This is a genomic window from Parviterribacter multiflagellatus, from assembly GCF_056863265.1.
The window spans coordinates 337,250-350,306 of record NZ_JBXPIZ010000001.1; the positions used below are offsets into that span (position 1 = coordinate 337,250).

Below are 13,057 nucleotides of genomic sequence, written 5' to 3' on the forward strand. Positions count from 1 at the left end.
CCGGACGATCACGCAGGTGATGAGCGCCGACGGGGTCACCGGGAAGGTCGCCTGCGCGACGAGCAGCCTGCTGCTCGCGCGCGTCCGTGCCACGCTCGGCGAGTCGGCCGTCCAGGACGTCGTGCGCCGCTCCGGCGTGCCGCACACCAGCGCGCACCTGGAGGACGACGCCAACTGGATCTCGTACCGCGACGTCACCGCGCTCTTCGAGGCGGCCGCGCAGGTCGCCGGGGACGAGGACATCGCCCGCCGCGTGGGGGAGGAGACCGTCCGCCGCTTCGCCGGCACCGCGGTCTCGTCGCTGCTGCGCGGGCTCGGCTCCCCCGAGGCGGTGTTCGAGCAGATCGCGATCGCCATGGCGAAGTTCTCGACGGTCTCGACGCTGGAGCCGCTCGAGGTCGCGCCCGGCCGCGCCGTCGTGCGCGCGCGGATGCTCGACGGCCACGCGCGCGACCGCCACATGTGCCAGCTCGTCGTCGGCACGCTGTCCCAGCCCACCTGCCTCTTCGGCCTGCCGCCCGCGCTCGTCGAGCACCCGCAGTGCGAGCTGCGCGGCGAGGGCCCGTGCACGTACGTCGCCACATGGGACGCCGCGCGCGCAGCCGAGTCCGCCGACCCCGAGGTGCTCGTCACCTCGCTCGAGCAGCAGCTCACCAGCATGGGCGAGCGGCTGGAGTCGATGTACGCGACCGCCCGCGACCTCATCGCGCTCGACGACGTCGACACCGCGCTGCAGCGCATCACCGAGCGCGCCGCGACCACCGTCCAGGCCCCGCGCCACCTGCTCGCCGTCCGCACGGGTGAGCCGGAGGAGCTGCACGTCCACCACCGCGGCTACACGGCCGCCGACGACCTGGAGGCGCTCGCCCGCGAGCGCCTGGAGGACAGCCGCGCCACCGCCGGCGGCCGCCTCGTCGCCCGGGTCGCCAGCGCCACGCGCGACTACGGCAAGCTCATGGCCTTCTCGCCAGGCGGCGCGTTCTTCCCGCACGAGCAGGACCTGCTGGAGATCTACGCCGGCTACGCCGCCGCGGTGCTCGACACGCACGCCGCGCTCGACGCCGCCCGCCGCCGCGAGGAGCAGGCGCACGTGCTGCTCGAGCTCGCGCAGCAGCTCGCCGCGGCCCAGACCGTCGACGTCGTCGCCGAGCGGCTCGCGCGCGCCGTGCCGAGCATCGTCGACTGCGACCGCGTCGTCGTCTACCTGTGGGACGACGCCGAGCAGGCCGTCTTCTACCGGACGAGCACCGACGCGCCGCCCGAGGTCGAGGAGCAGCTGCGCCAGGTCCGCGTGACCGCCGACCAGAGCCCCGCGATGGGCCGGGTGATCGCGAACCCCGAGGGCAAACCGCTCTTCTTCACCGACCAGACCGAGGACGCGTACCTCGGGCCGCTGCTGCGCCGCACCGGCGCGAAGGGCTGCGTCGTGACGCCGATCGTCGCGCGCGGCGTCTTCTACGGCCTGCTCAGCTGCGTCGTCTCCGACCGCCCCGAGCGGCTGCGCTCGACGCCCGCGCTGCTCGAGCGCCTGGCCGGCGTCACCGCCCAGGCGGCGACCGCGCTCGACAGCGCCGTGCGGCTGGAGCAGATGACCCATCTCGCCCGCCACGACAACCTCACCGGGCTGCTCGGCCACCGCGCGTTCCACGAGGCGCTGGACGCGCTGCTCGCCTCCGAGCGCGAGGGCGACTGGCCGTTCACCGTCGCGGCGATCGACATCGACGACTTCAAGGCGATCAACGACGCCCACGGCCACCCGGTCGGCGATGACGCGCTCCAGCGGGTCGCGGACGCCCTGCGCCGGGGCGTGCGGGAGAAGGACACGGTCTTCCGCGTCGGCGGGGAGGAGTTCATGGTCCTCCTGCCGGGTCTGCGCTCCGCCGACGCCGTCGAGGTCGCCGAGCGCCTGCTCTCCGCCGTGGCCGACGCGCCGTTCGCCCATCCGCTGCGCGTCAGCGTCGGGCTGGCCTGCTGGCCGGACGACGCGGGCGACCGCGCCGAGCTGATCGTCCGCGCCGACGCGGCGCTCTACGACGCCAAGCGCTCCGGCAAGGACCGCGTGGCCGTCGCCGCCTGAGGCCGAACCTCCCAGGCTCCGCGGGGACGCCTGCGAGAATGTGGCCGGATGGAGAACGTGATGACCCAGGAGGGTCTCGAGGCGCTGCGTGAGGAGCTCACGCGCCTCGAGACGACCGGTCGCCAGCAGATCGCGGAGCAGATCAAGACCGCTCGCGAGTTCGGCGACCTCAAGGAGAACGCCGAGTACCACGCGGCCAAGGAGGCCCAGGGCTTCCTGGAGACGAAGATCCTCCAGCTGCGCGACCGCATCCAGAACGCCACGATCGTCGAGGCGCAGGCGGGCGGCGACGTCGTCGGCTTCGGCTCGAAGGTCGAGCTGGAGGACGAGGCCTCGGGCCGCAAGCTGTCGTACACCCTCGTCTCAGCGAGCGAGCAGGACCCGGGCGCGGGCAAGCTGTCGTTCGAGTCGCCGGTCGGTGCCGCCCTGGCGGGCAAGCGCAAGGGCGAGACGGCGACGATCGCGACCCCCAAGGGCGAGCGCCGGCTGCGCGTCGTCAGCATCAGCTGAGGCGTGTGCGGCCTGGCGGGTGAGCGGCGCTTCGGCGGCCGTGCTGACGTCGCGGCCGTCGACCGGATGGCCTGCGCGCTCGATCGGCGTGGGCCCGACGGCGCGGGGCTGTGGGCCCAGGACGGGATCGCGCTCGGCCACCGGCGCCTGAGCATCATCGACCTGTCGCCCGCGGGCGGGCAGCCGATGCACGACGCGACGCTCGGCCTCACCGTCGCGTTCAACGGCTGCATCTACAACTACCCGGACCTCCTGGAGGAGCTGCGGGCCGACGGCTACACGTTCGCCGGCCACTCCGACACCGAGGTCATCCTCAAGGCGTGGCACAAGTGGGGGCCGGACGCGCTGTCGCGGCTGCACGGCATGTTCGCCATCGCGGTGGCCGAGCGGGACACGGGCCGGCTGTTCCTCGCGCGCGACCGGCTCGGGATCAAGCCGCTGTACCTGGCCGACGTGGACGGCGGGCACGCGCTGCGGTTCGCATCGTCGCTGCCCGCGATCCTGCGCGCCGGCGGCGTGGACACGTCGATCGACCCCGTCGCGCTGCACCACTACCTCTCGTGGCACGCGGTCGTGCCGCCGCCGCGGACGATCCTGCAGGGCGTCCGCAAGCTCCCGCCGGCGACGGTGCTGACGGTGGAGCCGGACGGCTCTCGCAGCGAGCGCCGCTGGTGGGGCCCGGACTGGGAGGAGCACCCCGAGCTCGACGGGCTCGACGAGGCGGACTGGGCGACGCTGGTGCTCGAGGCGCTGCGGCGCGCGGTGCGCAAGCGGATGGTGAGCGACGTCCCCGTCGGCGTGCTGCTGAGCGGCGGGGTCGACTCGTCGCTGATCGTCGGGCTGCTCGCCGAGGAGGGCCAGCGCGGGCTGCAGACGTTCAGCGTCGGCTTCGAGGACGTCGGCGGCCAGTCCGGCGACGAGTTCCGCTGGAGCGACCTGGTCGCGCGCGAGTACGGCACCGACCACCACCAGCTCCGCGTGCCCGATCGCGAGCTGTTCCCGGCGCTGCGCGACGCGATCGACGCGATGGCCGAGCCGATGACGTCCCACGACGTCGTCGCGTTCTACCTGCTCTCGCGCGAGGTCTCCAAGCACGTCAAGGTCGTGCAGAGCGGCCAGGGCGCCGACGAGGTGCTCGGCGGCTACGACTGGTACCCGCCGCTGCTCGACGCGCCCGGGCTGGGGGACGACGCGTACGCGGCGGCGTTCTTCGACCGCTCCCACGCCGAGCTGCTCGGCCTGCTCGCGCCCGAGTACCGGCTGTCGCACGACCCCTCGCGGGAGTTCGTGCGCTCCCACTTCGAGCGGCCCGGCAGCGACCGCCCGCTGTCGCGCGCGCTGCGGCTCGACACCGAGGTGATGCTCGTCGACGACCCGGTCAAGCGCGTCGACAACATGACCATGGCGTGGGGACTGGAGTGCCGCACGCCGTTCCTCGACCACGAGTTCGTCGAGCTGGCGGCGCGCATCCCGGGCGAGCTGAAGCTGGCCCAGGACGGCAAGGGCGTGCTGAAGGACGCGGCCCGCGGCGTCATCCCGTCCGCGGTGATCGACCGCGAGAAGGGCTACTTCCCGGTGCCGGCGCTGAAGGAGCTGCGCGGGTCGTACGTGCAGCTCGTCCGCGACGCGCTGCTGGCGCCCGAGGCCCGCGAGCGCGGGCTGTTCGACGCCGCCGCGGTCGAGCGGCTCCTGGCCCGCCCGAACGCGACGATGACGAACATCGGCGGGAACGTCCTGTGGCAGCTCGGCGTCCTGGAGCTGTGGCTTCAGGCCCGCGCGGTGTAGCTAGGCGAGCGACTCCGGCTCGTCGTCGTCCTCGCCGCCCTCGGCGAGCGACTCGAGCGCGCTGAGCGCCAGCAGCTGCGCGGGCGTGCCCTCGACCTGGCCGTCGCCCAGCTCCCGCAGCTCGGGCATGAACGACGCGCCGACCTGCACCTCGTCGCCGCCGGCGTCCGAGAACGAGATGACGGCGCGGCCCGCGCCGAGCACGGCCGGCGGGTCCTCGAAGCCGTTGCGGACGGACACCAGGATCTCCTCGACCTGCGCGCGCCAGTGCTCGCGGGCCGTCTCCTGCTCCTCGGGGGTCATGTTGCCGAGGTGACGGCCGTGGATGCGCTCCATCGCGGCGAGGCCGGCGCGGACGCTCTCCTCGGACACGATCAGCTCGACGGGGATCTGCTCCATGCGCCGGAGGGTATTCGCAGGGCGCCCGTCGCGGTCAGGACGCCGAGCAGGATCGTCAGGCCGCCGGCCAGCTGGACGCCGCTGGGAGCTTCGTCGAAGATCGCGATGGCGAGGAGGACGCTGCCGAGCGGCTGCAGCAGGAGCAGCACGGCGCCGAGCGCGGCGGGCAGGAGCGGGAGGCTGAGCGAGATGAGCATCCACCCGAGCACCTGCGACGTGAGCGCGAGGAGGAGCAGCCAGCCGGTCGCCTCCCAGCCGGGCGTGACGTCGAGGACGCCGGCCAGCTCGCCGTACGCGAACGCGACGACGCTCGCGACGACGGAGACGTCGAGCAGCGGCCCGGCCGGGCGGCGCGCGCCGGTGTTCGCCCGCCGCACGAGGAGGATGAACGCGGCGTACGTGACCGCGTTGAGCAGGCCGTAGACGACGCCGAGGACCGGGTCGTCGCCGTACGCGCCCTCCTCCAGCAGGCCGGAGATCAGCATGACGCCGGTGAGGACGATCGGGAGCGCGACCACGACCCGCTGCGAGGGCCGCTCGCCCAGCGCGGCCCACGCCGCGAACGCGACGAACACGACCTGGAGGTTGCCGAGGACGGTGCTCAGGCCGGCGCCGACGTTCTCGATCGCGTGGTGCCAGAAGATCAGCGTCGCCGCGAACAGCGTGCCGGCTGCGAGACCCGTGCGCAGGTCGCGCGTGCGCGGTCCGTCCCGCCGCGCCTCCGCCCGCGCAAGCAGCCACAGCACCGGGACCGCGTAGAAGCAGCGGAAGAAGGCCGCGGTCTCGGGCGACACCTCGGCGAGCCGGACGAGGATCGCCGAGAACGCGATGGTGAGCGCGCCGGCCAGTGCGATGAGCACGGGCCGGTCGCGCACGTCCGGAGCTACTGCCCGCCGCGCTCGGCGGCCAGCGCGTTGATGCGCTCCTCCAGCTGCGGGATGCGGTTGCGCAGCCGCCGCAGGTCCCAGCCGGTGAGCGTGATGAGGCGCATCGGCGACGAAGCGGTGACGGTCGCGTTGCGGACGCCCTTCTTGACGACGCCCACCTCGCCGAACACGTCACCCGGGCCGAGCTTCGCCACGACCTCGCCGTCGTGCGAGACCTCGGCCTCGCCCTCGTCGATGATCGTGAGGTTGTACGAGTAGTCGCCCTCGCGGACGAGCTCGGCGCCCTCCTGGACGCTGACCTCCTGCGTGACCTTCGAGACGGTCCGCAGGGCCTCCTCGTCGAGCCCCTCGAACAGGGGCAGCTCCGCCAGCCGCTTCTGGTTCATGGGCGCCGACCCTACCGGCCGATGCGGACTAGCGCGACGCCTCCGCGGCGACCCGCTTGGCCTCCTCCGCCGTCGGCGCGAACGCGAGCACCGTCACGTCCCCGCGCGCGGCCTGCGCCGCGTGACCCTTGCCGATCTTCAGGACGTCTCCGGCGGCCTCCGCGTCGACCGACTTCTCCAGCGCCGCCTTCAGCGCCCCGGTCAGCTCCTCCTGCTCGGCCTCGTTCGCCGTCTTCCACACCAGCGCGGCGGCGAACGACTCGCGGCACGCGCCCTCGCAGTCGTCCTCGACGTCCTCGTGGACCCACGCCTCGAAGCGCCCGGCCGACCAGCCCTCGGCGGCCTTCTTGGCCTGGTCGATCGGCAGGCCGGCGGCCAGGATCGCGACGGTGTCGACCTCGCCGAGGTCCGCGCGCGCGAGCCGCGTCCACTCGTCGTCCAGCGCGCCGCCGAGCGAGAACCGCGGGCGCTCCTGCCGGTCGGTCGGCCACTTCTCCGGGTTCAGGATCGCGCTCGACGTCGCCGGCGGGCGCCTGGCGGCCTGGTCGACCTGCTTCCAGCCGCCCTGGCGGTGCAGCGCGCGCACGAACGTCGCGCCGTCCGCGTACGGGAACTGGCTGAGGACGTTCAGCCCGGGAGGCGCGTCCTCGTCGCCCAGCCGCGCGCGGACCTCCTCCTCGATCATCTGCTCGAGCGGGCGGTCGTCGCCGAGGTGCTTGGCGCGGTACTCGAGCTCGATCAGCGTCGCCGTGCCCTCGAAGAACGCGTGGCGCGCGAACGCGGCCTCCGCGAACGGCTTGCTCTCGCGCGAGAAGCCGCCGAACCGCTGGTCCTCCAGCGCGTGGTTGAGCTCGTGCGCGAGCACGGCCTCGGCGAGCTTGGGGTCCTTCTCCGCCAGCTCGCGCACGACGAACACCCGCCGGCGCTCGGGCACGTAGAGCCCGAGGACCGAGCCGCCCTCCGAGCCGCTGCTGCCGCCGTCGAGCTCCTCCTCGGGCACCAGGCCGCTCAGCCCCATGACCGCCGTCGACGCGACCGAGAGCGCCTCGGCGCGCCGCTTGGCCACGCCCTTCAGCTCCCTCGCCGCGGCGCGGTCGATCTTGCGCAGCTCACCGTCGAGCTGCTTCGCCGTCACGATCTCCACGCGCGGCTGGCGCTCGAACGTCAGCCCGCGTAGCTGCTCGACGCGCTCGGCGACCTTGGCAGCAGAGGGCAGCCCCACGTTCTGCGGATCCGCCGCCTCGCTGCCGCTCGACAGCACGCCGAACGCTCCCACCATCGCCACCACCACGGCGACGAGCCCGAACCACACCTTCCGCACCGATGCCCCCTTGTCCGTCTCTGGTTGTGGAGGCAGGCGTTACCCACGGGTCAGCGCGCTTACACAGGGATGCTTACGCGCGATGTGATCGCCCTCGCGGGTAAGGGCCTGGTGTGAGTTCGGGCAAGCGGATCGGGACGGCGGCCGCGGGCGCGGCGGTCGCCGGCCTCACCGCCTACGACCTGCTGCAGCGCCGCCACGCGATCCTCCGCAACTTCCCGGTGGCCGGGCACTTCCGCTTCTGGCTCGAAGCCGTCGGGCCCGAGCTGCGGCAGTACATCGTCACCAGCAACGACGAGGAGCGCCCGTTCTCGCGCGACCAGCGCCGCTGGGTCTACGCGTCGTCGAAGCGGGAGATCAACACGTTCGGCTTCGGGACCGACGACGACGTCGAGCGCGACCCGGGGCGCCTGGTGATGAAGCATCAGCCGTTCCCGGCGGCGCCGCCTCAGGCGGGCACCACGGGCGCGCCGCCCGAGTACCTGCTCCCGGCGGGCAAGGTGCTTGGCGGCGCGCATCGGCGCCGGGGCGCGTTCCGCCCCGCGTCCGTGGTGAACATCTCGGCGATGAGCTACGGCTCGCTGTCGCGGCCCGCGGTGGAGGCGCTCAACCGCGGCGCGGCCGCCGCGCCGTGCCTGCACAACACGGGCGAGGGCGGGCTGGCCGACGCGCACCGGCTGGGTGGGGAGCTGGTCTTCCAGATCGGCACCGGCTACTTCGGCTGCCGCGACGCGGACGGGCGGTTCTCGCTGGAGCGGCTGCGGGAGGTGGTCGCGAGCGCGCCGGTGCGGGCGATCGAGATCAAGCTGTCGCAGGGTGCGAAGCCGGGACTCGGCGGGATGCTGCCGGCGGCGAAGGTGACGCCGGAGATCGCGCGCATCCGCGGCGTCCCCGAGGGCCGCGACTGCGTGAGCCCCGCGCGGCACACGGCGTTCGGCGACGTCGACGGGCTGATCGCGTTCGGCGAACGGGTCGCGGACGCGACCGGGCTGCCGGTCGGCATCAAGTCCGCGGTCGGGCAGCTCGCGTTCTGGGAGGAGCTGGCGCGGCGGATGCGCGAGACCGGCGGCGGCCCGGACTTCGTCACGATCGACGGCGCCGAGGGCGGCACCGGCGCGGCGCCGCTGGCGTTCGCCGACCACGTCGCACTGCCGTTCAAGGTCGGGTTCGCGCGGGTGTTCGCGGCGTTCGCGCGTGAAGGGCTGCACGAGGACGTGGTGTTCGTCGGCGCGGGCCGGCTCGGGCTGCCCGACGCGGCGGTGTTCGCCTTCGCGCTCGGGTGCGACATGGTCAACGTGGGCCGCGAGGCGATGCTCGCGATCGGCTGCATCCAGGCGCAGCGGTGCCACACGGGCGGCTGCCCGACCGGCGTCGCGACGCAGAACCGCTGGCTCATGCGCGGCCTGGACCCCGACGTCAAGGACGCGCGCGCCGCCAACTACGTCCGCGCGCTGCGGGGCGAGCTCCTCGCGCTCGCGCGGTCGATGGGCGTGCGCCACCCGGCGCTGCTGGCGCCCGAGCACGTCGAGCTGGTCGGCGAGGGGTTCACGACGGCCGGCCTGGAGGACGTGTTCGGCTACGACCCCGCCTGGCGGCGCCTGAGCGACGCGCGGCGGGAGGAGATCGAGGCGCTCGTCGGCCCGCCCGCCGGCGTCCCGGCGCCCGGCACCGAGGGCGGCCCGATCGCGGGCGACGAGTCGGGCCGCGGCGGGCCGGGCAGCGAGGCGCGCGACCTGGCGACGCCCGGCGGCGCGGGCGGGGGCGCGCGGGAGGGCGACTAGCGCTTCGCGCCGCGCCCTCCGGCCCTCCCGCGCGGCCGGCTACGCCAGCGGCGGGTCGAGCGCCACCGGGCGGCGAGGGACGGGGGAGGACTGGACGATCGCGGTCGTCGTCTGGCCGATGACGACGAACCGGTCGATGACCTCCTCCAGGTGCAGGACGTCGCGGACGTGCGCGGTCATGACGTAGCAGTCGTCGCCGGTGACGCGGCGGCACTCGACGACCTCGGGCGTCCGCTGGGCGAGCTGCGCGACGTTCTGCAGCTGGCCGGGGGAGGGCCGGACGCGGATGACCGTCGTGAGGCTGAGCCCGGCCGCCGCGGGGTCGACCTCGGCGCGGTAGCCGGTGATGACGCCCTCGCGCTCCATGCGGCTGACGCGGTCCGCGACGGCGGGGGCGGAGAGCCCGACGCGGCGCCCGAGCTCCGCGAACGTGATGCGGCCGTCGGTCTGGAGGATGCCCAGCATCTCGCGGTCGATCGCGTCGATCTCCCTGCGAATCGAAAGCATGTGCCCGAATCTCCCGTCGATCGGCCATGGTGTCAAGTGCCGCGCGGCGGGATGGTGGACGCATGACACGACGCGTCCCACCACACGCGTGGTTCGTCGTCTCGGCGACGTTCCACTACCTGGGGCCGGCGTTCGCGGTGCTGCTGTTCGCTCGCGTGAGCGTGCTCGGCGTCGCGTGGCTGCGGATCGCGAGCGCGGCGGTGGTCTTCGCGCTGTGGCGCCGCCCGTGGCAGGTGCTCCGGACCGCCGCCCGCTCAACCCGAGACCTCCTGCTCGCGTGGGGCGCGGTCCTGGCGTTCATGAACGCCTGCTTCTACCTCGCCATCGACCGGCTGCCGCTGGCGACCGTCGCCGCGATCGAGTTCCTGCCCGTCGTCGCGCTGGCGGCGCTGGGCGCGCGGACCGGCCGCAACGGCGCGGCGCTCGTCCTCGCCGCGGGCGGCGTGTACGTGCTGACCGGCGTGCGGATCGAGGGCGATCCGCTCGGCGTCGCGCTCGCGGCGGCGAACGCCGTGCTCTTCGCGGCGTACATCGTGCTCGCGCACCGCGCCTCGCGCGACCCGCACGTCGCCGGCATCGACGGCCTCGCGGCGGCGATGCTCGTCGCGGCCGCCGCGGCGACCCCGTTCGCCGCGCCCTTCGCGGCGCCGGCCTTCACCGACCCGGTCGCGCTGGCGGCCGGCGTCGGCGTCGGCCTGTGCTCGTCGGTCATCCCGTACGTGTCCGACCAGATGGCGATGCGCGCCCTCCCGCGCGCGACCTACGCGCTCCTCGTCTCGCTCCTCCCCGCCACCGCGACCGTCATCGGCATCGTCGTCCTCGCGCAGATCCCGTCGACCCGCGAGGTCGTCGGCGTCGCGCTGGTCATCGGCGGCGTCGCCCTTCATCGCGAGCACGGTTACGGCAAGTCTGAGGCTCGGGTCGAGGTCGAGGCTGTTCCGGCGGGGTGAGGGTGCTGATCGGGCTCCTGGCCGGCGATCGCACCGTCGCCCCGCCGCGCCCCCGCGTCAGAACCGCGGTGAACTCGGAGAAGCCGCCCGCGGCACATCTTCCCAGCCGTCGCGGCCATCGCGACGCCGTGGAAGTTGTGCCGCGTGGCGCGGCACAGCTCCCCATCCGGGCGCGCGAGGGCGACGAGATGGATGTTGCGCCGAGCTCACACGGCGGCGACGGCGGCCTCGACGGGGGACAGCGTGACCGGGATGCCGTTGAGGATCGCGGTGCCCGAGAGGGGCTCGAGGGTCTCCTCGTCGGTGAGGAGGTTCGAGTTCGTCCCCGCGTGCGCGCGTGCGACGGAGAGCTGGACGCCGTCGGCGTCGTGGCCCCAGCCGTGGGGGACCGAGACGACGCCCGCCATCACGTCCTCCGTCACCTCGACCGGCACGACGATCTCGCCGACGCGGGAGGCGATGCGGACGTCGGCGCCGTCGGCGAGGCCGAGCCGGGCCGCGTCGTCGGGGTGCACCCACGCCGTGCAGCGCGGCGGGCCGGAGACGAGCTTCGGCAGGTTGTGCATCCACGAGTTGTTCGAGCGCAGGTCACGGCGGCCCACGAGGACCATCGCGCCGTCGTCAGCCGCGCCGGCGGCCAGCGCGTCGTGCAGCCGCTCGACGTCCTCGACGAGCAGCGAAGGCGCGAGGTCGATGCGGCCGGTCGGCGTCTTGAGCGTCTCGGGGAGCCGCGGCTCCAGCGGGCCGAGGTCGATGCCGTGCGGCGCCGCGCGCAGGTCCGCGAGCGAGAGCCCGTACGCGCCGCCGCGCAGGAGCATGTCGAGGATGCGCTCGGGGCCGCGCAGCGACGGATCGGGCTCGACGCCCGCGCGGCCCGCGGTGTCCGCCGCGACCATGTCGTCCAAGGCGGCGATGTCCACGGCCGGCCCCGCGCCCGCCGCGACGCCCGCGAGGCGCAGGAGCGTCTCCCACTCCTCCGGCATCGTCGCCGGCAGCACCGGCGGCGAGTAGTTGGCGACGTTGCGCACCGAGAAGCCGTACAGCGCGAGGTCGTAGTGCGCCTTCTCCAGCGGCGACGGCCCCGGCAGGATCACGTCCGCGTGGCGCGTCGTCTCGTTGACGTAGACGTCGACCGAGACCATGAAGTCGAGCGACTCCAGCGCCGCCGCGAGCCGGGCGGAGTTCGGCGTCGACACGACCGGGTTGCCGGCGATCGTCACCAGCGCGCGGACCTGCCCCTCGCCCGGCGTCTCGATCTCCTCCGCCAGGCACGCGGCCGGCAGCTCCCCGAACACCTCGCGCGCGCCGCGCACGCGGGAGACCCAGCGCCCGAACCGCGCGCCGCGTCCGGAGCCCTTGCCCCGCTTCTCGTGCGCGGCGAGGGGGAACATCGCGCCGCCCGGCCGGTCGAGGTTGCCCGTCAGCGCGTTGAGCACGTCGATGAGCCACGACGTCGTCGTCCCGAACGCCTGCGTCGTCGTCCCGATCCGCCCGTAGACCACGCCAGAGTCCGCCGCGGCGAGCTCCCGCGCGAGGCGGCGCGTCGTCTCCGGCGCGATGCCCGTGAGGTCCGCGACCGCCTCCGGCGTGAAGTCGGCGGCGAGCGCGCGCACCTCCTCGACGCCGTCCGCGAGCGGATGCGCGTCCACCAGGCCTTCGGCGAACAGCGTCTGGATCATCGCCATGAGCAGCAGCGCGTCGGTCCCGGGCCGGATCGGCACGTGCTCGTCCGCGACCTGCGCCGTCCGCGTCCGCCGCGGATCCACGACGACAACGCGGCCGCCGCGCGCCTGGATCGCCGCCAGCCGCCCGCGGACGTCCGGCGCGGTCATGAGGGAGCCGTTCGAGGCGAGCGGGTTGGCACCCAACATGAGCAGGTGCTGCGTGCGGTCGATGTCGGGGATCGGCACGACCGACCCGCCGCCGAACATCAGCGCCGACGCCATCTGCTTCGGGTACTGGTCCACCGTCGAGGCGCTGTAGACCTGCTTCGTCCCCAGCGCCTTGATCAGCACGCGCCCGTAGATCAGCGACGAGAGGTTGTGCGCGGTGGGGTTGCCGACGTACACGGCGGCGGCGTCGCGCCCGCCGGCCTCGAGCAGCGGCGGGAGCCGGTCCGCGATGACCGCGAACGCCTCGTCCCACGTCGCCTCGCGGAAGCCCGACGGCGCGGCGGGGTCGCGCAGCAGCGGCGTCCGCACCCGGTCGGGATCCTCGTGGAACGCCTTCAGCCCCACGCCCTTCGGGCACAGGAAGCCGTGGGAGAACACGTCGTCCGCATCGCCGCGCACCGACGCGACGGTGTCGTCGTCCGCGAGCGTGACCTCCAGCCCGCAGGTCGCCTCGCAGAAGGGGCAGGTCCGGTAGGCCGTCCGCATGCGCGGATGATAAACAGCACGACCGTTCGGTCGGAAGGAGACGTCACGTTCGTCACGAACAGGCGTCCGCCGCCTC

Annotated in this window: 11 protein-coding genes; 5 read left to right on the plus strand and 6 right to left on the minus strand. The window is 74.1% G+C overall.

Translation table 11 applies throughout. The features are described 5' to 3' along the window. Window positions 1-19: 19 nt before the first annotated feature. The 3 genes from AC1UE5_RS01520 to AC1UE5_RS01530 are packed head-to-tail and all read left to right on the plus strand — an operon-like array spanning window position 20 to window position 4,372. Complete coding sequence (locus AC1UE5_RS01520; RefSeq protein ID WP_482920293.1) at window positions 20-2,077, plus strand: GGDEF domain-containing protein; 2,058 nt, start codon at window positions 20-22, stop codon at window positions 2,075-2,077. 48 nt (window positions 2,078-2,125) lie between these two features. Continuing rightward, window positions 2,126-2,587, plus strand: a complete 462-nt coding sequence (greA, locus tag AC1UE5_RS01525) for a transcription elongation factor GreA (RefSeq protein ID WP_482920294.1) — start codon at window positions 2,126-2,128, stop codon at window positions 2,585-2,587. Between the two features lie 3 nt (window positions 2,588-2,590). Next, a complete protein-coding gene (locus tag AC1UE5_RS01530) occupies window positions 2,591-4,372 on the plus strand; it encodes an N-acetylglutaminylglutamine amidotransferase (protein ID WP_482920295.1) in 1,782 nt (593 codons plus the stop codon). Here the strand turns inward: AC1UE5_RS01530 and AC1UE5_RS01535 are convergent, their stop codons facing one another. From AC1UE5_RS01535 to AC1UE5_RS01550, 4 genes are read right to left on the minus strand one after another with little or no spacing between them, the layout of a single operon-like run. After that, a complete protein-coding gene (locus tag AC1UE5_RS01535; protein ID WP_482920296.1) occupies window positions 4,373-4,771 on the minus strand; it encodes a hypothetical protein in 399 nt (132 codons plus the stop codon). Then, the gene (locus AC1UE5_RS01540) at window positions 4,747-5,646 is read right to left on the minus strand and encodes a DMT family transporter (protein WP_482920297.1); all 900 of its coding nucleotides are present in this window, start codon (window positions 5,644-5,646) and stop codon (window positions 4,747-4,749) included. Before AC1UE5_RS01540 ends, AC1UE5_RS01535 begins: the two co-directional genes overlap by 25 nt. Window positions 5,647-5,654: 8 nt before the next feature. Beyond that, window positions 5,655-6,044 carry a cyclic nucleotide-binding domain-containing protein gene (locus AC1UE5_RS01545; RefSeq protein ID WP_482920298.1) on the minus strand — a complete coding sequence of 130 codons (390 nt, stop codon included), beginning with the start codon at window positions 6,042-6,044 and terminating at the stop codon, window positions 5,655-5,657. Window positions 6,045-6,072: 28 nt separating this feature from the next. After that, the gene (locus AC1UE5_RS01550) at window positions 6,073-7,365 is read right to left on the minus strand and encodes a hypothetical protein (protein ID WP_482920299.1); all 1,293 of its coding nucleotides are present in this window, start codon (window positions 7,363-7,365) and stop codon (window positions 6,073-6,075) included. Between the two features lie 113 nt (window positions 7,366-7,478). On the opposite strand from AC1UE5_RS01550, the gene AC1UE5_RS01555 reads away from it, so the two are divergent. Continuing rightward, window positions 7,479-9,146: a glutamate synthase-related protein gene (locus AC1UE5_RS01555; RefSeq protein WP_482920300.1), complete on the plus strand. Its 1,668-nt coding sequence runs from the start codon at window positions 7,479-7,481 to the stop codon at window positions 9,144-9,146. Between the two features lie 39 nt (window positions 9,147-9,185). On the opposite strand, the gene AC1UE5_RS01560 is transcribed toward AC1UE5_RS01555, so the two are convergent. After that, a complete protein-coding gene (locus AC1UE5_RS01560; protein ID WP_482920301.1) occupies window positions 9,186-9,653 on the minus strand; it encodes an Lrp/AsnC family transcriptional regulator in 468 nt (155 codons plus the stop codon). Window positions 9,654-9,715: 62 nt separating this feature from the next. On the opposite strand from AC1UE5_RS01560, the gene AC1UE5_RS01565 reads away from it, so the two are divergent. Next, window positions 9,716-10,603: an EamA family transporter gene (locus tag AC1UE5_RS01565; protein ID WP_482920302.1), complete on the plus strand. Its 888-nt coding sequence runs from the start codon at window positions 9,716-9,718 to the stop codon at window positions 10,601-10,603. A gap of 206 nt (window positions 10,604-10,809) precedes the next feature. Here AC1UE5_RS01565 and AC1UE5_RS01570 read toward each other — a convergent pair whose 3' ends face one another. Continuing rightward, window positions 10,810-12,981, minus strand: coding sequence for a molybdopterin-dependent oxidoreductase (locus AC1UE5_RS01570; protein ID WP_482920303.1), 2,172 nt, complete (start codon window positions 12,979-12,981; stop codon window positions 10,810-10,812). Between the last annotated feature and the right edge of the window lie 76 nt (window positions 12,982-13,057).